Source organism: Acidobacteriota bacterium (assembly GCA_033549365.1).
Classification (GTDB): Bacteria; Acidobacteriota; Aminicenantia; order Aminicenantales; family Saccharicenantaceae; genus JAWSUF01.
Genome location: JAWSUF010000006.1, coordinates 146,407 through 168,601 on the forward strand (window position 1 = coordinate 146,407; position 22,195 = coordinate 168,601).

Consider the following 22,195-nt stretch of genomic DNA (forward strand, 5'->3'; position numbering starts at 1 on the left):
TTTTTCTCATTCGATCACTTCCCAGTAACCACCTTTGGCTGGACCGATGCGTCGAAGTAGGCCCTGGTCCTGCAATTTGCGGATATTTCTTTCGATGGAACGCTCGGTCACGCCAATTAAACGCGCCAGTTCCGGTATGGTTAAATTTTCCTCTTGCTTTAATATATCCAGAATTTTCCCCGACGTTTTCCCCGACGTTTTCCCCGACGTTTTCGGTGGTTTCGCGACCAGTGTAAGTTCTCCAACCGGTTTTCGATGCACCGTAGCGGTGAAACGGCAGCCGTCACGATCATCAGTAAAATCGATCTTCGGCCAGGCATCCAGTGCCCGTTGTATGCCCGAACCCAAACCATGATAAGGCAGCAGTCCCTTGGCCACATACGAAACCAGAATTGGATTGCGGATGTTCGAATTTCCGGCCAGTATCTTTTCCACCGTCAGATTGTCCGGCAGATGGCCGGGACTGACGATCTCGATGCGGTTGTCGAAAATAAACAGGCGAACCGATGCACTTACCAAATAGTCACGGTGTACCAAGGCGTTCACTAAAAGTTCCTCAAAAACGCTTTCCGGAATTTCGGGCAATCCGGGGGCGTTCACACCTCGGCCGGCCTGAATCTTGTGGAGATTTCGCATGACGAACGCAAGGGCATCGTCGAAAATTTTCTTGAGTGGGCCGACAAAATCTTCGGTATCCACATAGTCGGTGACATGAATCTTGTTGCCCGGATATCGGATGGCCTTGACCACGAACTGGGGTTTTATCCATTCCGGGCGTTCGGCGAACATCAGCACCCCGGCCAGGTTCAGCATGCCCTCATCAGTTGCAAGATTCATGTTCTGCAGCAACCGTAACAACTCCGAAGGCTCCTCCGGGAATTTGCGCTTGTAGACATCGCGCAGAAAGTCTTGAAACCTAAGCTTGTCCAGAGCCTCCACCCCGGCCTTGGTGGGCAGTTCGTCGGCATGGAACTGGCCGGAGACCTGAAAAAGCCTGCGCAGTTCTTCTTTGGAATTCACCCGCCGTTTGTCCGCGCCCACCTTCAGCCAAATCACACCGTTTTTATCGAAATAGGGCTTGTCGATCCCCTTGGGCATAGTGACCACAATCACCACTTTTCCGCGGCCCACAGAGACGTTTTCAGTTTGCGGAGAAATGGGGCTGCGCACATGTTGGCTGGCCGCGTTGCTGATCAACTGGTTTATCCGGCTGACCTCGGACCGGGAAATTCCTTCCAACTCGCCATTATCCCCAATACCGATCAGAATACGACCGCCCTCACAGTTGGCAAACGCCGCCATCTCCGCTGCAAGCGCATCCACATTGCGCACATCCGCCTTGAATTGGAGGCGGCTGTCTTCGCCATGTGCGACAAGTTTTCGGAGGTTGGAGGTATTCATTAAATCGGCGCTCCAGCACCTCGCAGGATCGCGATGATTTCAGACTTTACTTTATTCGGGATCTCAGCAGCCTGAGAAATAAGCACATATTTAAATGTCGTGAGGTCAAACGGCACCGCTTCATTCCGTTTTTGCGGTTCAAAAAGAAAGATGAGCCGGTTTTTTTCGTGATGCTTGAGGGCGAAACCAGCCTCGACAAAAACATTGGGACGTTGACCGGTCAGGTCGCAAATGATGATATCGGACGATGCGATGGCTTCGTACATGCGGTGATGGATCGGAAACGCGCCGCCTTCTTCGGTGCCCATGTCGATCAACTCAAGATTGATTTTATGATCCCTTTCTATGGCCGACAGTGTTCCCTTGAGTTGCTGGAGGCGCAAGTTTGCCTTGTTAAAGGCGTTATGCTTTGCCTCTTGGGATGGATACCAGCGCGCGAGAAATACCCGTTTGGGTACCCGCTGTTGAGCGGCCTTGAAGGTTTCCAGAAGTTGTTTGGCTGGAGAAAGCGGATCAAGCAGGCTGGTAATTCCCTCTGCGCCAAGCCATAGGCCGATGCGATCCAACAAACCCACGGCGGCATTCACTCGTTCGTCGTGGGTATTCCCGGTGCTCTCACGCCAGACGCGGGCGGCCAATTCCAGAAAAGCGTAAGTCTGGCAGAGTGAGGGGTGCTGGAATGTTAACCGGGTCAATATGTCGGCCAGGGCCGCAAAAAGCTCATCGGCAAAGGTGGTCAGAGCTGCGCGGTTTTCTGTCATGGTCGGGTCCATTTGAACCAGATTTCGTGCCGCTTCCCATAGCGAAGTCAATGGACGAAAACCAAACCTTTGCCGGACCTGTTCAGGCAAGTTGTTCAAATGCCTGCAAAGCAGGCGGGTCAGGTGCAAGTCGGGGCTGTACGCGAACTCATTGTCCGGTGTCATGGCATGGGCCGGGTCCTGCCCCAGCAAAAGCCGCAATCCGTGTTCCGATTCAAGCGTTAGAGCGGTGCTGTTGATGGTGTGGAAGATCAACGATTCGGCGTAATCGTCAGCATCATTATCAGAGGGCCCCAACAAGATAAGACAAAAGGGGGCTAAATACTTGGTGGGAACGATTTGATCTTCCTCAAGGGTTTCGGCCATTGCCAGCCGGTGATTGCCGTCGATACGGCGAACCATTTTTTGTTCCTTGACGGCCTCCAGATCGCTACGCTGAATCCTGATCTGTTGAACCCGTTGATGCTTGCCGGCAAATCGGCGACTGACGGCAATCAGCGCCCTCTCCCCGGTTCCAACACCGATAACTCTTTCTTGCTCGGTCACATTATTAAAAACACCACGAACGGACAGAATGATTTCCGGGATGAGCCGGTTGTCGCTTTGTTCAAGGTATTTCTTGATGTCCAGGGCATGCCTTTCGTTCAATTGGCGCTGGTGGCCGACTACCCGCCCCGCCTCGGCTCCTTCATTTAGCTCATAGGGAACCGAAATCGCCGCCAAATCCCGTAAATCGGCAAAACCTCGAATGATTTTGAATATACCCAATACCCCTTCAGCGAAGTAACCCTCGAATTCGATGGTTTGGCTGACTGTGGGCATTTAAATATCCTCCACGGGCCGTGTACCAAGGAGCATTTGCTCGACCCCGCTCGTTGCTTTTCCCAATAGTTCTTTTGATGCAGCTCTTAGCGACGCTGCTTTCAGGCGTTCTTGCATTGTTTTTTTTATCAGTTTTTGCTGAACATTGAGATTTGGAAGTGGTAACTTAAGTGACTGGATTTCTGTGCTATTTATGTTCGCCTGACCAATGATCTGCCTACTAAGGGCATTAATCTGCAGGCGACCGATTGGACCGTTAATTGCAAAAGCAACAAAATGTGGATCAGCTTTTTCGGGATCTACTCGCAATCGAATAAGATACGAGGCGAAAATGTAGGTCTCTTTCTTGTCAAAAACAGCACATTTACCCACAAGCTCCTTGCTATTTGTCCTGTTGATAAGAATATCCCCGCTGATAAGCTTAAGACTTTCTTCGATAACTTTTGATACTTTCAGATGTTTCAAATTTGATATATCCAAATCACCGTCAACAATGTTATTCATACGGATAACACAAACCCCTTCCCCATTTGAATTTGTTTTTTCGCTTGTCCCATATTGAACGAGATCAAGAATTGCCCCTAATTCGACAATGGGGAATTTACCTTTTGTGAGGTCCATAATTGTGCTTGCGGCTTGATTGTAGCTTACACTCCATCGATCAAAATCCTTCCATTGCCCAATAATTAATTTATCAGATTTCTGGTTTTTAGGCATAGAAAGGCCAAGTTCTTGAATGAAAATTCGCATGGATTCGTCTATGGTGGCTTTAGACTTATCTTCCAATTGGATAGCTTCTGCGACAGCCGATTCCCAATATGTCACTATCTTTTTCTGAACTGAAAGTGGTGGGATCGGTATCTTTAAGGTTTCAAGAAGCGGATAAGTCAAATTCATCCTTACAGAGCCAGCAGTTGCGGCGCGCAAGGTTTGATTAAAAAATGCAGACTTTAATATAAACCAAAAAACTTCGGGAAGAACGACGGCCTTATCAACCGAAAAAACGACGTAAGCCGGACTTATGAATGCGCCATCATGTTCCTGTGGTACCCGACCTATTGATCCGACGTTTATACGGTATGGGTTGTAGGCAAAGTCACCCGCACTGACCTTTTTGTAGGGTTGTTTGATGTCTTTTCCCTGTGCGTCATAAGCATGGAAAATTCCATTAGTGTTGTTCACCCCAAGTATCTTAAAGGATTCTCGTGGTGAATCATAAGGACGTATTTTTTCGTTATGTTCAGTGACGAATTCGGCAAGAGACACCAAAGGGAACTTTGATTTTATCTTCGTTAAAAAATATTTTACGTCCCAACGTTCTAAGTCAGTAAAGCTTATTATGCGGGGTGTGGCCATTCCCATCACTCAGATCCTCCAGCCCCGGCAAAAGCTTTGGGATCGAGCAAAAACTCCCGGAACCATTCCAGGCAGGTCTTTTCGATCCTTTTCGGTTGATTTGCATTTGGATAGAGCTCGTTCTGCCCTTCCTCACCGGTGGCGGATATACCGACCTTATCTGCCTCATACATAAAAATGGGATAATCAAAACGCTCTTTTAATAGCTGTCGAGATTCGGCGGCTTTCTTCCCCTCCATCTGCTTGAGGAAATCCTTAAGCTCCTTTTGTAGCAATTTACGGCTTTCGGCATCTTTTTTTTCCTTAGCGTTTGCAATGGCGCCCTCAAGTCGCTGGGTTTCCGCAGCGATCTCGTCAGCATATTTGGCTTCAATTTCCGCTATCGCAGCGACATAGGTCTTATCAAATCGCTCTTTTTGCTGATCTGAATATTTCTGCAAGAACAGCAGAGATGCCTTTACACTGGCTCCGGAAGAGATGAACGTCTCTTGCGGCAGACTGACCACGGCCTTAAGATAGGCTCGGTCTTCGACAAATTGCCGTACATAGGCCAGCGAAGGATTGTTATAGACCCCTTCGGGGAGAACGATGCCCATGCGTCCCCCGGGTTTGAGCAAGTCCAGGCATCGTTCTACAAAAAGGATTTCGGTTTTTATCTTGGATTCATTACTCTTTGGCAGGTCGAACAGACTGGCAATGGGTTTATTGATGGCGGACTTTACCCGCGCCTGGGCTTCTTTATAAGGCTCGCCGAACTCACGCACATAGCGGCGCTCATCTGAATCCTTCACTGCAATGTCGGATTCAAGCACCTTGTCCGAGGGCTCCACGTTTGCGCCAAAAGGGGGATTGGTGAGGACAATATCGAAGCGGGTTTCAAAGATGCCGTTGACGTTTAGAAAGCCGTCATGATGATGGACCCCGCCATGACCATCACCGTGCATGATCATGTTCATTTTGCTGGTACGGGCCATGCGGTCGTTGGCATCCGTGCCGAAAATGCAGCGGTTGGCCAGATTCCAGAGGCGCGAGCCTTCGTTGGATTGATCTATGGTTTGCTGGATCTCATCAAATTTTTCCTGAAGCAATTTGGCCCGCTTGGTGTCTGTAAGGGACTTGTCCTTTTCAACCTTTGCCCGAAAATCGTTATACTGTCGGTCGGCATCGGCCAGGATTTTTTCACGCACGATCTCAAATACCCGAATCAGAAATCCGCCGGACCCGCTGGCCGGATCGCAGACCACCTCGCCCTCCTGGGGATCGATCATGTGCACCATGAACTCCACGATGGTTCGAGGAGTAAAAAACTGACCGATTTCTCCGCGAAAGGTACGCCCCAGAAAGCGTTCAAAAGCCACACCTTTGATATCCTCGCTGGTATCGGAAAGGTTGTATTTTTCAAGTTTGCGAACAATCTCTTCGCCCGTGGCCGGTTTCAGGTTGATCCGTTCATCATCGTCGAAGATTTTATCCGCGGAATAGGATTTCTTGGTTTCCTGGAATAACGTGTCCAACGGGTTTTCGGCAATCTGCCGATTGAGCACATCAACGGTAAAGAGGTTTTCCTTACTGCGGCGGGTAAGTAGTTTACGTTCCACATATACTTTTACGAAAAGGATCTTGGCGATTTCATCAAAGGCGGCGGCCGGGTCTTTTTTTTCCCGGTTGCGGATCACGTTGTGGCATTGGTGCAGCAAGTCGGCAAACTCTTTCTCTTTGAACACGCGCAATTTCGAGAACAACTCCTCGATTTCCTTGTCCGTGGCATCGACATGGGGGATGTTCTCGATTTCTTCTATGTAGCCGGGCATCCGGTCTTTCTTGACACGCCAGTATTTGGTTTCCCGGGAATTGTGGGTGACGAAAAAAGGCGCATCGGTCATACGGGCATAGTGTTCTCCCTGAGAATAGTCCTGGGCCTTAATGGTCACATTGTCCGATTTGCACTCTATAATGATAAACGGGGCTTTTTGAGCGGTTTTGTCCTGGGGGCTGCGCCATATCACAAAATCCGCCCGTGCCTGGGCGCTGCCGCGACCGGAGACATCCATCTCCTCTGAGATCTGGTCCAGGATGTAACCATATTCCTCGGTCAAAACGAGCAAGTATTCCTGACGAACGCGTTCTTCAGGGGTGAGCGGCAGCCATTTTCGTCGCACCGGGCTGAAGATCTGGCTGCCTTTGACTTGGATTTCATCCGCTTTTACATAATTTTTTTTGGCCACGCATCGCTCCCCATATCGATCATAATTTGTCATTTTCGGCATAACTGAAATAGCTGGTTCCGCCGCCGATGATAATGTGATCCTGGAACACCAAATCCAAAAGCCCGGCGGCTTGCTTCAATTCCTGGGTCGTCTTGTCATCGGCGGGGGAAGGGCTCGGATGCCCAGAAGGATGGTTGTGCGCCACGACGAAGGCGCTGGCTGACACACGCAAGGCTTCTTCCATCACACGCCTTACATAGACAGTGGCTTGCGTTGGGATGCCCTCCGTAATGAGCCTTTCAGCAAGCATGCAATTCTGGCCATCCAGGAGGATGGATAGAAAGCATTCCTGGCGCTGACCTTCAAATCGTGGGCGAATGTAATCAACCACCGCCGCAGCATTGGTGAAATCCTTGGGTCGGGTTGATTGTCTTCGGACTCTTTTGCCAATTTCAATGGCGGCTTTCATTTGCGCCACCTTGGCGATACCCATTCCCGGGATGGCGAGAAGCTCCTCTATGTGAGCGCGGTCGATACCGCTTATACCGTTAAACATAGACATCAACCGGCGGGCCAGATCTTCTGCCGATTGTCCCGCTTTACCAATGCGAAGCAAAATCGCTAGAAGTTCCCCATCTGAGAGGCCTTCAGCACCTGAATGGAGGAGTTTCTCTCGTGGGCGTTCGGTCACAGGCCAATCCTTGATAGCTTGGCGTTTAGATTTATGTACCCCGTTTGATGTAGTTTGGCCCTTAACCATTTTCGCTCCCCGAAAGATCCAACGCTCCGTCCGTCTTCATTCTTTCACAGAACGCATCCAACTGCGCCTGGGCCAGTTTAGACGGCTTGGCCTGACCATTTTCCCAGCGATTAACCGTGGCATAGCTCACACCCAACTCGCGAGCCAAATCCTCCTGGCTAATGGCAAGCTGTCGGCGAACCTCCTTAACTAATGCCGGGTAATCCGGATGGATTGGTTTCATCACATCATCCTTTAGAGCGATATCCAACGGTAATAATGAACTTGATTACAGATGTTATATCATCCGGTAAAATATTCGCAACCTCTTTTTGTTTGTAAAGATAAATTCGGGCACCCAGATGCAACCGGGCTGTTAAACAAGACGACTCGAAAAACGGAGAACAGGAGAATTCAGCGTTCGTTTCAGGGTCCAAAAGCCGTCTTCGAACTCAAAAGGCCTCGACGTACATGAAAAACCAGGCTTTCAGGAGAATGGAGAAGATGGCAGGGAATATCTACGAAGCTGCAACCCTTTGAAAATACAGATCATAGAACAACGAAGCCCCACATCATGGATACAGGGCTTTATTCGTTAAGCAACCGGTTAGGAAATGGGTTGCATTCGTGGTTGGCTCCCCGGGCAGGACTCGAACCTGCAACCTATTGGTTACAAGGGCCCCGGAGTTTCCTCCGGGCTTGGACTATCTCTTCACCCGTCCCGCGTCGCCGCGGGCGAGGGTGTCGGGCGCTTCCCCCGGGTCGAAACCCGGAGTACGAGCCGAAGCTCTAGTCTCTGCACCTTCCCCGTCCCGAAGGGACGAGGCTTGGCTCAGGGTTGCCGTTCTCCGCACCCGGCGGAGGGCAGGGTTCCCTGAATTCACCCGATTTTCCATCCGCGGTTTCCCGCGGACGCTGCCTTTTGACAGCCAACCGCTCTACCGATTGAGCTACCGGGGAGCAAGGGACAGGAAATATAACATGAGTCGAGGCGATTTTCAACAACGAAATGCGATGCGGTGAAGAAGTTCTCGGAGGCGGAAATTGCGAGGCGGTCATCGAAAAGTCAGCAGACAAAAAAACAGCAAGGCGTTTTCGACGTCGGCGGGAATGCCCTAAAAACGGTATCCGGCCTGCTTGACCGTCTTGCGGTAGTCGTCGCCGTCCATCGCGACGACTTTGCACATCTCATAAATCCGCGACCGGAGACGGACGCCGATCCGGTCGACGAGAGAGTCTCCGCCTTTCTTGTACATGGTGTCCCGGGGGTCTTCCTCGGATTCGGTGTCGGGGTAATTGGTCGTGAAGAGAGTCATTTTCTTGTTGTTATAACGGTGGTTGATGATATAGAAAACGGTCTCTTCGACCCAGGCCGTCGTCCGTTTGGCACCCAGCTCGTCCAGGACCAGGACCTCGCACTGGAAAACGGGGGCCAGAACGTCGGACTCCGAGATGACGGAATCCGGGGAAAACGTGGATTGGATCTCGCGGATAAGATCCCGGAAATCCGTGAATACGCAGAAGACGTTTTTCTTGAGGACGAGTTCCTGAAGAACGGCGGCGGCGAGGTGGGTCTTCCCCACTCCGCAGGGTCCGATGAACAGCAGGCCGACGTCGGGCGCCGGGAAGTCCTTGACGAATTTGCGGGCAATCTTAAGGGCGTGGCGGAGCGAGTCGTTGAGGGCATCGAAATTGGCCAGCGTGCAGTTTCGGTAGCGGCGCGGGATTCGGGCCCGGTCGAGAAGGTTCTGTCTGCGGAGATCGAGAAGGCAGTGGCAGCGCCGGGCCACCCGGCCGCCGGAGGCATCATCCAGAATCCAGCCCGTCCCCTGGCATGCCGAGCAGCCGCCGCCCGCCGGTTCCGGTGTCGCCGTCAATTCAGGTATCCTCTCAACTGCTGAAGACGATGGGAACGCCCCAATTTTCTCATCGCTCTCTGCTCGATCTGGCGGATCCTCTCCCGGGTCAGTCCCAAGGTCTCTCCGATGTCCTGAAGCGTTCTGGGTTGATCGTCATCCATCCCAAAACGCCATTTTATCACAAGGGCTTCCTTGTCATCCAGCTCGTCAAGGACTTCGCGGATCTGCCCCTCGATGGACGACTTGATGATCTGGTATTCGACGGAGGGAGACATCTCGTCGCCGATTTTGTCGCCGACTTCGAGATCCTCATTCCGGAGCTTGTCGCTCAGCGAGACTCCCCGGTTGTCGAGAGTCTCCAGATCCTCGATGTCCTCGACACCGAGTCCCATGCGTTCGGCGATCTCGTCCCGGGTCGGCTCCCGCCCTTTTTCCGCCTTGAGCGCCGCAGCGTGTTTTTTCATCTGGGAAATCTGGTCGCTCATTTTCTGAGGTACGTGGTAGGCCCGGACCGACCGGGACAGCGCGTGCAGGATGGACTGGCGGATCCACCAAACGGCATAGGAGATGAAGCGCACGTTGCGGTCGGGATCGAACCGCCGGGCCGCCTCGATGAGCCCGATGTTGCCCTCGTTGATCATGTCGAGCAGCGACATCCCCATGCCGCGGTATTTCTTGACGTAGGACACCACGAATTTGAGGTTGGATTCGATGAGCCGCTGCTGGGCTTCGCGGTCCCCTTTTCGGGCCCGTTCTCCAAGCCTCTTTTCCTCTTCGTCCGTCAGCGTCGGGAATTGCCCGATCTGTTCAAGGTAAAGCTTGAGATTCTTCGAATCCAGAAAATCCCGGAAAGTCATGCGCTCTCGTCTTCGTCCTTGATCTTGACAAGACCGGCCTTGCGGACGAGAACCAGGGCCTTCTTCCCGGCCTCGAACTCATCCTCGCGATCCTTGGCAAACTCCTCTCGGACATAGTCGAGGAAGCTGTTGATCTCGCTTTCGATCTGCTCCATCCGCTCCCTCATGTTCAGGATGACTTCGACACCGGCCAGATTCACGCCGAGGTCGCGGACGAGGTTGAGAATGATTTCAAGACGCTTCAAATCCTCCGGCGCATAGAGACGGGTGTTGCCTTCGCTTCGGGACGGCTTGAGCAGGCCCTCCCTCTCATAAATGCGAAGCGTCTGGGGATGGATGTTGTACATCCGGGCGACACTGCTGATGTGGTGGTACTTGCGGGGTTCCTCCCGTTTGTTGTCCCGCGCCGTCATGTCACATCTTCCCCATGGCGTCCCGTGGATTCGGACCGGATATTTTCTCCAGTTCCTTCATGAGCTCGCGGACACGCTGGTCTTCGAACGGCGGCGGAACGATGACGACCTCGACGAAAGCGTCGCCGCGCACCTTTTTTCCGGGAAGCGAGACCCCCTTGTTCCGAAGCCGAAATTTCTGCCCGGACCGGGTTCCCGGCGGAATTCGGATGGTTTCGGGTCCGTGGATGGTCGGCACCTCGATTTTGGACCCCAGTGTGGCTTCGGGGACCGTGATCGGAACCCGGGCATGGATATGAGGGCCTTCGCGCCGAAAATAGGCATGGGGTGCGACCTCGATGGAAATATAGAGATCGCCCGCCGTTCCGCCCGAACCCGGTGCGGCATTCCCCTTTCCGGCGATTCGGACCCTTGATCCGGTATCGACGCCGGCCGGAATGCGGACGGTGATATTTTCGGTTTTCTGATAAAGGGCGCGTCCGCCGCAGGAGGAACAAACCTCGCCCGCATCTCCGCCGCTCCCCCCACACTCCCGGCAGGGCGAGGAGAATTTCATGAAGCCTTTCTGATGAACCGTGCGTCCCGATCCGCCGCAGGAGGAACAGGACGAATGCCGGCCTTTTCCCGCGACGCGTCCGGCACCGCCGCAGTCGGCACAGGCGGCCAGACGGGTGATCCGGATCCGGGTCTGGAGTCCGTGAATGGCATCTTCGAAGCCGACCTTCATCGCATACTGGAGATCTTCGCCCCGGACCGGACCGGGTGCGGTGCGTCCGAATCCCGCTCCACCTCCTGCGCCGCCGAAAAGGTTTTCGAAGATATCCCGCATGGAGGAGGACCCGTAATTCGAAAATTCGAAACCGTCAAAACCCGGAGCGCCTCCTCCCGAGGAGGCCCACTCCCCGGCTCCGGGCGGCGAGTCTCCGACCGTCCCGAACTGGTCGTACTGGGCCCTCTTTTTCTCGTCGCTCAAGACGGCGTAGGCTTCCTGGATGTCTTTGAATCGGGCCTCGGCGGCTTTATCCCCCGGATTGAGGTCGGGGTGATGTTTGCGGGCCAGCTTCCTGTAAGCCTTCTTGATCTCGGCCGCGGAGGCGCCGCGTTCGATGCCGAGGGTTTCGTAATAATCTTTCTTCATGGCCCGACCCGCATTCCGGATTTCGACCGGAAATGAGTCCGGGACGGCGGCGTCCCGGACTCATTCCAGGATATCAGTTCTTCGACTCGTCGTCGACCACTTCGGCGTCGATGACATCGTCGTCGCCTCCCCCGGGCGGCGGGGTGTCGCCTCCGGGCCGGGCACCGGGTCCGCCCGCCTGAGGGCCGGCCTGTTGCTGGGCGGAGGCCTGCTGGTACATCATCTCGGTCAGTTTGTGCGAAGCCTTCTGCAGCGATTCCGTGGCGGCCTTGATCTTGTCCAGGTCTTCGGATTCGACGGCCTTTTTGGTTTTTTCAATTTCAGCCTCAAGATTGCGGGCCTCTTCCTCGGGAATCTTGTCGCGGTTTTCGCGGAGCAGTTTTTCGAGACCGTAGACAAGCTGGTCGGCCTGATTGCGGGCGTCGATGACCTCGCGGCGTTTCTTGTCCTCGACGGCATGGGACTCGGCGTCCTTGACCATCCGGTCGATTTCGCCTTCTTCGAGACCGCTGTGTCCGGTGATGGTGATGGCCTGCTGTTTGCCCGTGCCCTGGTCCTTGGCCGAGACGTGGAGAATGCCGTTGGCGTCGATATCGAACGTGACCTCGATTTTGGGAACGCCCCGCGGCGCAGGCGGAATGCCGTCGAGGTGGAATCGGCCAAGGGTCCGGTTGTAGGAGGCCATTTCGCGCTCGCCCTGCAAAACGTGAATTTCGACGCTGGGCTGGCTGTCCGAGGCCGTGGAGTAGATCTCGGTTTTCTTGGTCGGGATGGTCGTGTTGCGCGGAATCATTTTTGTAAACACGCCGCCCAAGGTTTCAATCCCCAGGGTGAGCGGGGTGACATCGAGAAGCAGGACATCCTTGACGTCGCCCGAAAGGACGGCGCCCTGGATGGCCGCGCCGACGGCCACGACCTCGTCGGGATTGACACCCTTGTGAGGTTCCCGGCCGAAGATCTCCTTGACGATCTGCTGTATGCGGGGCGCCCGGGTTTGACCGCCGACGAGGATGACCTCATGAATGTCTTCGGCCTTGAGGCCGGCATCGGCCAGAGCCTGACGGCAGGGAGCCACGGATTTCTGAACGATGGGCTCCATGAGATCCTCGAGTTTGGCCCGGGTCAGTTTCATCAACAGGTGCTTGGGACCGGAGGCATCGGCCGTGATGAAAGGCAGGTTGACCTCGGTCTCCATAAGGGATGAGAGTTCGGTCTTGGCCTTCTCGGCCGCCTCTTTGAGTCTCTGCAGGGCCATTTTGTCTTTGGTCAGGTCGATGCCCGATTCCTTGCGGAACTCGTTGACCAGCCAGTCCTGAACGACCTGGTCGATATCGTCGCCGCCGAGGTGAGTATCGCCGTTCGTCGATTTGACTTCGACCACACCTTCCCCGACTTCCAGGATGGAAATGTCGAAAGTGCCGCCGCCGAAATCATAGACGGCGATGATCTGATCCTTCTTCTTGTCCATGCCGTAGGCCAGAGCCGCGGCCGTGGGTTCGTTGATGATCCGAACGACATCGAGGCCGGCGATCTTCCCGGCGTCTTTCGTGGCCTTGCGCTGACTGTCGTTGAAATAGGCCGGAACGGTAATGACGGCTTTTTCGATTTTTTCTCCGAGATACTCCTCAGCCGCCTTTTTCAGCTTCTGCAAAATGTAAGCGGAAATCTCCGGCGGGGCGTATTTCTTGCCGAGGGCCTCGACACGGACATCGTCGTTTTCGGCCGCGCCGACCTTAAACGGAACCTGGCTCTTTTCCTTGGATACTTCTTCATAGCGCCGCCCCATGAACCTCTTGATGGAATAAATGGTGTTTTCGGGGTTGGTGACCCGTTGTCTTTTGGCCACCTGTCCGACAAGGATTTCTCCTTTTTGGGTGAAGGCCACGACGGACGGCGTCGTCCGCCCGCCCTCTTCGTTCGGAATAACCGTGCCCTTGTCTCCTTCCATGATGGATACGACGGAGTTTGTCGTTCCCAAATCGATACCAATTATCTTTGTCATGATGCCTCCTAATTTAGTCAAATGATAATATATAACCTGAGCACGCCTTTGTCAAGTTTCTGCTATTTTTTTATTTTGTTTATTATCTTATTTTTACGAGTTTTATTCGTTTCTCTTTCTTTATTTGAGGATCTTAAACGTCTTTTGCGACACCCACTCGCCCTTATACACTTCGAAAAATTGTGGGGCCAATTGACCATGTCATAATTTGACTTTTCCTATTATTTCTATTATTTCTACAGATAAGGATGTCATCATGATCAATTCGATCATCAGGTTTTTTCTCGAAAACAAGTTGGTCGCAGCCTTGTTGTTTATTATTTTAGCGGCCTGGGGCCTTGCCGTCGCTCCCTTCGACTGGAACATCCCCCTTCTTTCCCGCAATCCCGTCCCTGTCGACGCCATTCCGGATATCGGAGAAAACCAACAGATCGTCTTCACGGAATGGATGGGGCGCAGTCCCCAGGATATCGAAGATCAGATCACTTATCCGCTGACGGCGTCTCTTTTAGGTCTTCCCGGCGTGACCAGCATCCGCAGCACATCCATGTTCGGCTTCTCCAGCGTAACGATCATTTTTCACGAGCGCATCGAGTATTACTGGAGCCGCTCGCGTGTTCTTGAAAAGCTCAACACACTTCCCCGCGATCTTTTGCCCCCGGGTGTCAACCCCGTTCTCGGGCCCGACGCCACGGCTCTCGGCCAAATTTTCTGGTACACACTTGAAGGCCGGGACGGCGACGGACTTCCGGCGGGAGGATGGGATCTTCACGAACTGCGCGCCATTCAGGATTTCCACGTTCGTCCGGCCCTCTCCTCGGCGGAAGGCGTCTCCGAAGTGGCCTCGGTCGGCGGCTTCGTGAAGGAATACCAGGTCGATCTCGACCCGGAGGCCATGCAGGCTCACGGCGTCGGCCTGATGGAGATCACCGAGGCTTTGCGCATGAGCAACCGGGATGTCGGCGCCCAAACCATCGAATTCAACCTTGTCGAGTATTATGTCCGCGGCCTCGGCACGATCAAAAGCCCTGACGACATCGAACAGGCTGTTGTCCGCGTCTCCGGGAACATTCCCTTGCGGATCCGGGATATCGCCCGCGTAACGATCGGGCCTGCACCTCGCGGCCACGGCGGGATTCTCGACAAGGGAGGAAGCGAAGCCGTCGGCGGCGTCGTCGTGGCCCGTTTCGGTGAAAATCCCCTTGAAGTCATTCGCAACGTCAAGACCTTGATCGGGCAAACCGCGCCGGGACTTCCGTCAAGGACACTCGAAGACGGCAGAGTCTCCCGTGTCACCATTGTTCCTTTTTACGACCGGACTCAGCTCATCTATGAAACACTGGGCACGCTTCGCGATGCCATCAGCCTGCAGATCCTCATCACCATGATCGTTATCGTCGTGATGGTCTTTCATCTTCGGGCCTCTCTCATGATCTCGGCGCTTCTTCCTCTCGCCGTCCTCATGTGTTTCGTCATGATGAAGCAGTTTCGTGTCGATGCCAACATCGTGGCTCTTTCCGGTATCGCCATCGCCATCGGAACCATGGTCGATCTTGGGATCATTCTGAGTGAAAACATCCTCCGTCATCAAAAGGAGGCGCCTCCGGGCCGTCCCCTCATCGAAACGGTTTTCAATGCATCCGCGGAGGTGTCCTCGGCCATCCTGACGGCCGTTTCCACAACAATTGTCAGTTTCCTCCCCGTATTCACGCTTCAAGCCGCTGAAGGAAAACTTTTCAGGCCTCTGGCTTTCACCAAGACCTTCGCTCTCATCGCGGCTCTGGTCATCACGCTCCTGATGATCCCGGCACTGGCTCACGGCCTGCTTTCCCTGAAGACGAAAGGCAAGACACGGCGGCTTTTCTGGAACGGAATCCTTTTCGCGGCCGGACTTGCCTCCCTGTTCTTTCTCCCCTGGGCCGGGCTGATTCTGGTCGCTCTCGGCGCCAACAATCTTTTGGCTCTTTCGGGCCGCGTTCCGGAACGGCTTCAATGGATTTCCCGGAATTCCCAAACCGTCAACATCCTCATCGTCACCCTGGGCATCGGAGGCCTTCTGGCATCCGCATGGCGTCCCCTGGGCGTCCACAACAGCCTGGGCGTTAATCTTCTATTCGTTCTTCTCGTCATCGGGCTCGTCCTCGGAACCTTCAAAATCTTCATCCGCCTCTATCCCCGCATTCTCAAGGGGTGCCTGTCTCATAAGACCGCTTTTCTGTTGATTCCGGCTCTTATCATCCTGGCCGGAATCTTCATCTGGCGCGGAATGGGCCGGGAATTCATGCCCTCCCTGGACGAAGGCGCTTTTCTTTTGATGCCGACATCCATGCCCCACTCCGGCATGGAAGCCAACATCCGCACCCTTTCCGAGCTTGACAGGCGCGTCGAAGCCATTCCGGAAGTGGAAACCGTCGTCGGCAAAGCCGGACGGGCGGAAAGCTCTCTGGATCCCGCTCCCATGTCCATGTTCGAAAATGTCATCCTCTACAAAAGCGAGTACAAGACGGGTCCCGACGGCCGCCCGATCCGATTTCAAGTCGATGCCGAGGGTGTTTTTGTCAGGAACGGCGACGGCCGTCTTGTTCCCGACCGCCGGGGACGGTATTTCCGCCAGTGGCGCGACCACATCCGCTCTCCCGACGACATCTGGAGCGAAATCGTCCGGGTCACCCGATCCCTCCCCGGAGTCACTTCGGCACCCAAGCTCCAACCCATTGAAACACGGCTGGTGATGCTCCAGACAGGCCTGCGGGCGCCCATGGGTCTTAAGGTTTTCGGCCCCGATCTGGAGACGATCGAGACCTTCAGCCTGACTTTGGAACACCTTCTCAAGGACGTGCCCTCCGTCAAGCCGGAATCCGTTTTCGCCGACCGGAGCCTGGGGAAACCTTACCTGGAAATCGAGCTCAACCGGCGAGCCATGGGCCGCTACGGCTTGAACGTGGAGGACGTCCAGCACGTGATCGAAACAGCCGTCGGCGGCATGACCCTGACAATGACCGTCGAGGGCCGCGAGCGGTTCGCCGTGCGGGCCCGCTTCGCCCGCGAGTGGCGCGACGATCCCGAGATGCTGAAACGGGTTCCCGTTTCGACACCCGCCGGCCCTTTCGTTCATCTCGGCGAAATCGCCGAAATCGTCTATCGTCCGGGACCGATGATGATCCGCGGTGAAAACGCCTTTCTCGTGGGTTATGTTCTTTTCGACAGAAAAAGCGGCGTTGCGGAAGTCACGGCCGTCGAGGACGCCCGACGAATTCTTGACGACAAGATCGCCGACGGCGAACTGTCCGTTCCCGCCGGCGTCCGCTTTCAGTTCTCCGGAAATTACGAAAACCAGGTGAGAGCGTCGCAACGCCTGGCCGTCGTCATCCCCCTGGTCCTGGCCGTCATTTTCCTCATTCTTTACTTCCAGTTCCGGTCCGCAGCGGTCTCCCTGATGATCTTTTCCGCCGTGGCCCTGGCCTTCGCGGGCGGTTTCATCATGCTCTGGCTCTACGGTCAGGACTGGTTCCTGAACGTCTCGCTTTTCGGAGTGTCTCTCAGGGAACTCTTCAACATGACGAACGTGAATCTCAGCGTGGCGGTTTGGGTGGGTTTCATCGCCCTGTTCGGGATCGCCACCGACGACGGCGTGGTCATGGCCACTTACCTGAAACAAAGCTTCCGGAAACACCGGCCGGCGGATCGGACGGCCATCCGGCAGGCCGTGCTTGAGGCGGGACTCCGAAGAGTCCGGCCTTGTTTAATGACCACGGCAACCACCCTTCTGGCCCTGCTTCCCGTTTTGACCTCGAGCGGGCGGGGGGCCGACATCATGATTCCGATGGCCATCCCCGCTTTCGGCGGGATGACGGTTGCGTTGATCACGCTTTTCGTCGTTCCGGTTCTTTACGCAGCCCGGGAGGAATTCCTAATCCGGGGAAAACCGGAGAGATTCCAGAAAGACGAGTGAAACCCATGACCCTAAAAACACGCTTCATCGGACCGGTCCTTGCGCTCGCCGTCGTCTTCTTCAGCTTCTCGCCGGCGTCGGGCGCGGGTCAAACTCTGGAAGATATCCTGCGCATGGTTGAGTCGGAAAATCCCGAACTGAAGGCCCTGACCAGCGAATACCTGGCCTCTGTCGAGAAAATCGCCCAGGCCCGGGGACTCCCGGACCCGCAACTTTCGGCCGGAATCTTTCTTCGGCCGATGGAACGCTATATGGGCGACCAGACCGCCGGTTTTCAGGCCATGCAGATGTTCCCCTGGCCCGGAACGCTCGGCGATGCCGGCCGGGAAGCGGCCGCCATGGCCCAAGCCCGCTTCGAAGCCTGGCGGGAAGCCCGAAGCCGTCTGCTCTTCGATGCCAAAGCGGCCTGGTACGCATTCTACATCCTCGACAGAGAACTCTCCATAACCCGGGAAACTCTGATTCTCCTTCACAGCCTGGAAGATATCGCCCGGACGAAATTCTCCGTCGGTGAATCAGGAACAATGCCGGGCAAGCCGTCGAAACCTGGAATCCCCGGAAAAATCATGTCCGGGGCGGGATCGGGCGGCGGCATGGAGCGCATGGCCGGTATGCCAGGAAGCGATGCGCCCAAGTCCGCCGGCACGGCATCATCCGCCATGCGGGGAGCCATGCCGATGATGGCCGGGTCCGGCGCCGGCCTGGCGGATCTTCTGCTGATCCGCATGGAAATCCTGGAAATTGAAAACCGGCTTGAGTTTCTCGACGACGACCGGGCCGTCGCTGCCGCGCGGCTCAACGGTTTCATGGACCGCAATCCACGGGAACCCGTCGAACTTCCGGAAGCGCTGCCAACCGCGGAAATGCCCTTATCTCCGGAGAATGCGAACGAAAAGATCGGCCGCAACAACCCGATGCTGAAAATGCTGGAATCCGAGGGCCTGGCCCTCAGCGCCAAAGAGTCCATGAATCGCAAAATGGGCCGGCCGATGTTCGGACTGGGGTTGCAATACGAAACATTCAGGCCGAGGCGGGATCAGGAAGGCCATGACCGGAAAATGAGCATGCTGATGCCGATGGTGACGGTCAGCATCCCTCTGTGGAGAAAGAAATATGCGGCCGCGATCGGAGAAACCCGGCTGCAATTGAAGGCCCTCGAGGACAAGGAGCGGGACGCACGCAACTGGTTGACCGTCGGATATCAAGAGGCCCTGGCCCGATTCAGGGACGCCGAAAGACGGATCGCTCTATCCGGTGAACTCGCCGGGCTGGCCCGGCAGGCGCTGGATATCATGACGGCCGGATATTCCACGGGCGGGAGCGATTTCGAGGAGATTCTCCGGTTGCAGCGCCGGCTGCTGGACCTGCGGCTGAAACTCATCGAGGCCGAAGCCGACCGGAACATCGCCGTGGCCCTGGTCGAAAGATTGATGGGAGAGTGATGCTTTGAAAAAGAGCTTAATCAGAAATACGTGGCTGATCCCCGCCGCCCTGGTCGTCGGATTGGCCTTGGGGCTTCTCGTGCCGGGAAAGTCCGGAGATGCCGCCGATCAAGGGCCGGCCGCCGATCCATCACCACCACAAATTTGGACTTGCTCCATGCATCCCCAGGTCCGGTTGCCGGAACCGGGAGATTGCCCGATCTGCGGCATGGACCTCATCCCGGTCCCCCTAGGCGATGAATCCGAGGGTCTCGGTGAATATCACGATCCGCATGTCCACACGCTGTCGGCCGAGGCGGCGGCCCTGGCCGAAATCCGGACCGTTCCGGTCGTATCGGCCGAGACGGGGTACGAACTTCGCCTGACCGGAAAAATCGCCGTCGACGAACGGCGCATCGCCGCCGTCACGGCGGATGTCACCGGCCGGATTGAGAGACTCTTTGTGAATTTCACGGGACAAGCGGTCCGGAAAGGTCAGAAACTGGCCGAAGTGTACTCTCCGGAACTCGTGACCGCGCAACAGGAACTTCTGGAAGCCGCAAAGCTGAAATCCGTCTATCCGGCGCTTCATGAGGCGGCTCGTGAAAAAATGCGCCTCTGGAACATCTCTCAAGATCAGATCGAGGCCGTCGAGAGCCGCGGCCATGTCCTCGCCGTTTTCGACATCGCCGCGCCGGCGGACGGCGTCGTCCTGGCCCGAAACATCGCCCGGGGCGATTATGCATCACGCGGCGACGTTCTCTTCGAGATCGCCGACCTCCGGACCGTCTGGGTCCTGTTCGATGCTTATGAAAGCGACTTGGCCTGGATTCGCCCGGAGCAAACCGCCGTCTTCACCGTTGAAGCCCTGCCGGGCCGGGAATTCCTCTCAACCGTGCGGTTCATCGACCCGCAGATCGACATGCGGACGCGGACGGCCGCCGTCCGGGCCGAAGTTTCGAATGCCGATGGAGCGCTGAAGCCCGGAATGTTCGTCCGGGCCAAAATCGCCGCCTCGATCGCAGGCGCGGAGGCAACGCTTCTTGTTCCCCGGACGGCCGTGTTGTGGACAGGTCCCCGTTCCGTGGTCTGGATTCGCCGTCCGGGAGAACACACGGTTTTCGAAATGCGGGAAATCACTCTGGGACCTCGCGCCGGCGATTATGACACCATCGTCTCGGGACTGGCCGAAGGCGAAGAGGTCGTCATTCACGGGGTTTTCGCGCTCGACGCGGCGGCCCAGTTGAGCGGCCGGTACAGCATGATGAACCGGCCGGAGAGCGTTCCTGGGGAGATTCCCCCGCTGTTTCTCAAACAATTCGACGGCGTAACCGGAGGATATCTCGCTCTGCAACAAGCCCTGGCCTTCTCCCAATTGGAAAAAGGCCGGGAATCCGTCAAGGCCATGCTTTCGTCCCTGGCCGGCGTCGACATGTCTCTCCTGCGCGAACCCTATCATGGAAAATGGATGAAGCTCAGGGCCGGTCTGAGTGACGCGCTTGAAGTGGCCCGCAAAGCCTCCGATCTTGAAGCACTGAGAGCGGCTTTCCTTCCGCTCAGTCTACTTCTCATTGAAATCAGCGAAACGTTCGGGCCTTCACGTGAACCGCTCTACATCGCCCATTGCCCCATGGCCTTCGATAATTCGGGAGGAGACTGGATCACGGCCGAACCCAAAATCGAAAACCCCTATTTCGGCGACCGGATGTTCTCCTGCGGAGACATCAAGGGCCGGATCACCCGGTCGAAGCAGGATGATAAGAAACGGCCGCCGCTGCCCGCCTCCACGCATATTCATTGAGACGGATTCGCGGAAGGCCATCGCATCCAATCGTCTTAAAAAAAAGGGGGAGCTCGCGCTCCCCCCTGGGAATTCCTGTGGGCTGCGGTCTTAGCCGCGTCCTGTTTACTTGTCCGGATCGATGATGAAGCCTTCCTTCATCAGAAGCTGAACGTGCTCACGGGCTTCCTTGATGGTTCTTTCGGCCATCTTGTAGCGTTCCTCGGCCGGGAGGTTGATCCGGGCCACGCCCTGCTCGATGGCCTTGCTGCCGACGGCCACGGCCTCGCGGGGAAAGACTTCCCATTCATCCATGGTGGGGATAATGTAATCTTCCCGGAGACCCTTGTCCTCGGCCACCTTGGCCAGCTCGGTCGCTGCGGCGATGCACATTTCGTCGGTAATCGTCTTGGCCCGAACGTCGAGAGCCCCGCGGAAGATGCCGGGAAAGCCGAGAGAATTGTTGACCTGGTTTTCGAAGTCGGAGCGGCCCGTGGCCACGATGCGGGCGCCCGCTTCCTTGGCTTCCCAAGGCCAGATCTCGGGGATGGGGTTGGCCGCCGCAATAACGACGGCATTCGGAGCCATCGTCTTGATCCATTCCTTCTTGATGGTTCCCGGTCCGGGCGTGGAAACGGAGACCAGGACATCCGCGTTCTTGATGGCGTCGGGAATGTCGCCTTTGATCATCTTTTCATTGGTTTTGAGGCAGATGTCCCATTTTTCCTTGAACTTCGTCTGGAGGATGTCCTTGTCGCTGCGGTCTTTATGCAGGATGCCCTTGGAGTCGACGGACAGCATGTTGCCAGGAGTGACTCCGGCCGTCATCATCAGACGGGCGATGGCGACGCCGGAGGCGCCGGCGCCGACGATGGTCACATGGACGTCGGACATTTTCTTGCCGACGATTTTGAGGGCGTTGATGATGCCGGCTACGGTCACGCAGGCCGTTCCCTGCTGGTCGTCATGCCAGACGGGGATTTCGCATTCGGCACGCAGAGTGTCCAGGATGTGGAAGCACTTGGGATGGGAGATATCCTCGAGGTTGAAACCGCCGAAGGTGGGCTGAAGGGCCTTGCAGATATCGATGATCTTGTCCGGATCCTTTTCTTTGAGGCAGATCGGGAAAGCGTCCACGCCGCCCAGGTACTTGTAGAGGAGCCCCTTGCCTTCCATGACCGGCAGGCCGGCTTCGGGCCCGATATCACCGAGTCCGAGGACGCGCGATCCGTCGGAAATGACGGCCACGAAATTTCCCTTGTTGGTGTGATCGTAAACCTTTTCCGGATTCTGCTGGATGTCCTTGCAGGGCGCGGCCACCCCCGGCGTATACCAGATCGCGAAATCGTCCATATCGCGGACTCGGCATTTCAAGGTGACCTGGATTTTGCCGCGGTAGTACGGGTGAAGACGCATGGCGTCTTTTGAAGGCTGGTGGGCTTTCGCCAACAGTTCTTCAACGGTTTTTGTGCTCATGAATCAGTCCT

The 22,195-nt window shown here is 55.7% G+C and carries 15 protein-coding genes; 3 read left to right on the forward strand and 12 right to left on the reverse strand.

Annotated features, from left to right (window positions below; all coding sequences use genetic code 11):
- Window positions 1-6 precede the first annotated feature (6 nt).
- The 11 genes from SCM96_10335 to dnaK form a co-directional block, all read right to left on the reverse strand.
- Complete coding sequence (locus tag SCM96_10335; protein ID MDW7761020.1) at window positions 7-1,401, reverse strand: putative DNA binding domain-containing protein; 1,395 nt, start codon at window positions 1,399-1,401, stop codon at window positions 7-9.
- Window positions 1,401-2,984 (reverse strand): hypothetical protein, encoded by a 1,584-nt coding sequence (locus tag SCM96_10340; protein MDW7761021.1) that lies wholly within the window; start codon window positions 2,982-2,984, stop codon window positions 1,401-1,403. The genes SCM96_10335 and SCM96_10340 overlap by 1 nt, the downstream gene beginning before the upstream one ends.
- The gene (locus SCM96_10345; GenBank protein MDW7761022.1) at window positions 2,985-4,346 is read right to left on the reverse strand and encodes a restriction endonuclease subunit S; all 1,362 of its coding nucleotides are present in this window, start codon (window positions 4,344-4,346) and stop codon (window positions 2,985-2,987) included.
- Entirely contained in the window at window positions 4,346-6,565 is a 2,220-nt protein-coding gene (locus tag SCM96_10350; GenBank protein ID MDW7761023.1) for an N-6 DNA methylase, read from the reverse strand. The genes SCM96_10345 and SCM96_10350 overlap by 1 nt, the downstream gene beginning before the upstream one ends.
- Window positions 6,566-6,584: 19 nt before the next feature.
- A complete protein-coding gene (gene radC, locus SCM96_10355; protein MDW7761024.1) occupies window positions 6,585-7,307 on the reverse strand; it encodes a DNA repair protein RadC in 723 nt (240 codons plus the stop codon).
- A complete protein-coding gene (locus SCM96_10360) occupies window positions 7,300-7,530 on the reverse strand; it encodes a helix-turn-helix transcriptional regulator (GenBank protein MDW7761025.1) in 231 nt (76 codons plus the stop codon). The genes radC and SCM96_10360 overlap by 8 nt, the downstream gene beginning before the upstream one ends.
- Window positions 7,531-8,401: 871 nt before the next feature.
- On the reverse strand, window positions 8,402-9,163 hold the full coding sequence (locus SCM96_10365) for an ATP-binding protein (GenBank protein ID MDW7761026.1): 762 nt from the start codon (window positions 9,161-9,163) through the stop codon (window positions 8,402-8,404).
- Complete coding sequence (locus SCM96_10370) at window positions 9,160-10,002, reverse strand: RNA polymerase sigma factor RpoD/SigA (protein MDW7761027.1); 843 nt, start codon at window positions 10,000-10,002, stop codon at window positions 9,160-9,162. Before SCM96_10370 ends, SCM96_10365 begins: the two co-directional genes overlap by 4 nt.
- The gene (locus SCM96_10375; GenBank protein ID MDW7761028.1) at window positions 9,999-10,415 is read right to left on the reverse strand and encodes a MerR family transcriptional regulator; all 417 of its coding nucleotides are present in this window, start codon (window positions 10,413-10,415) and stop codon (window positions 9,999-10,001) included. Before SCM96_10375 ends, SCM96_10370 begins: the two co-directional genes overlap by 4 nt.
- A 1-nt stretch (window position 10,416) precedes the next feature.
- A complete protein-coding gene (dnaJ, locus tag SCM96_10380; GenBank protein ID MDW7761029.1) occupies window positions 10,417-11,553 on the reverse strand; it encodes a molecular chaperone DnaJ in 1,137 nt (378 codons plus the stop codon).
- Between the two features lie 73 nt (window positions 11,554-11,626).
- A complete protein-coding gene (gene dnaK, locus SCM96_10385; GenBank protein MDW7761030.1) occupies window positions 11,627-13,555 on the reverse strand; it encodes a molecular chaperone DnaK in 1,929 nt (642 codons plus the stop codon).
- 256 nt (window positions 13,556-13,811) lie between these two features.
- Between dnaK and SCM96_10390 the strand changes: the two genes are divergently transcribed.
- Genes SCM96_10390 through SCM96_10400 form a run of 3 tightly spaced genes read left to right on the forward strand, consistent with a single transcriptional unit; the run spans window position 13,812 to window position 20,729 of the window.
- Window positions 13,812-17,507 carry an efflux RND transporter permease subunit gene (locus SCM96_10390; GenBank protein MDW7761031.1) on the forward strand — a complete coding sequence of 1,232 codons (3,696 nt, stop codon included), beginning with the start codon at window positions 13,812-13,814 and terminating at the stop codon, window positions 17,505-17,507.
- 5 nt (window positions 17,508-17,512) lie between these two features.
- On the forward strand, window positions 17,513-18,949 hold the full coding sequence (locus tag SCM96_10395; GenBank protein ID MDW7761032.1) for a TolC family protein: 1,437 nt from the start codon (window positions 17,513-17,515) through the stop codon (window positions 18,947-18,949).
- A 4-nt stretch (window positions 18,950-18,953) separates the two neighbouring features.
- The gene (locus SCM96_10400) at window positions 18,954-20,729 is read left to right on the forward strand and encodes an efflux RND transporter periplasmic adaptor subunit (protein ID MDW7761033.1); all 1,776 of its coding nucleotides are present in this window, start codon (window positions 18,954-18,956) and stop codon (window positions 20,727-20,729) included.
- A 105-nt stretch (window positions 20,730-20,834) separates the two neighbouring features.
- Here SCM96_10400 and SCM96_10405 read toward each other — a convergent pair whose 3' ends face one another.
- Window positions 20,835-22,184 (reverse strand): NADP-dependent malic enzyme, encoded by a 1,350-nt coding sequence (locus SCM96_10405; protein MDW7761034.1) that lies wholly within the window; start codon window positions 22,182-22,184, stop codon window positions 20,835-20,837.
- Window positions 22,185-22,195 lie beyond the last annotated feature (11 nt).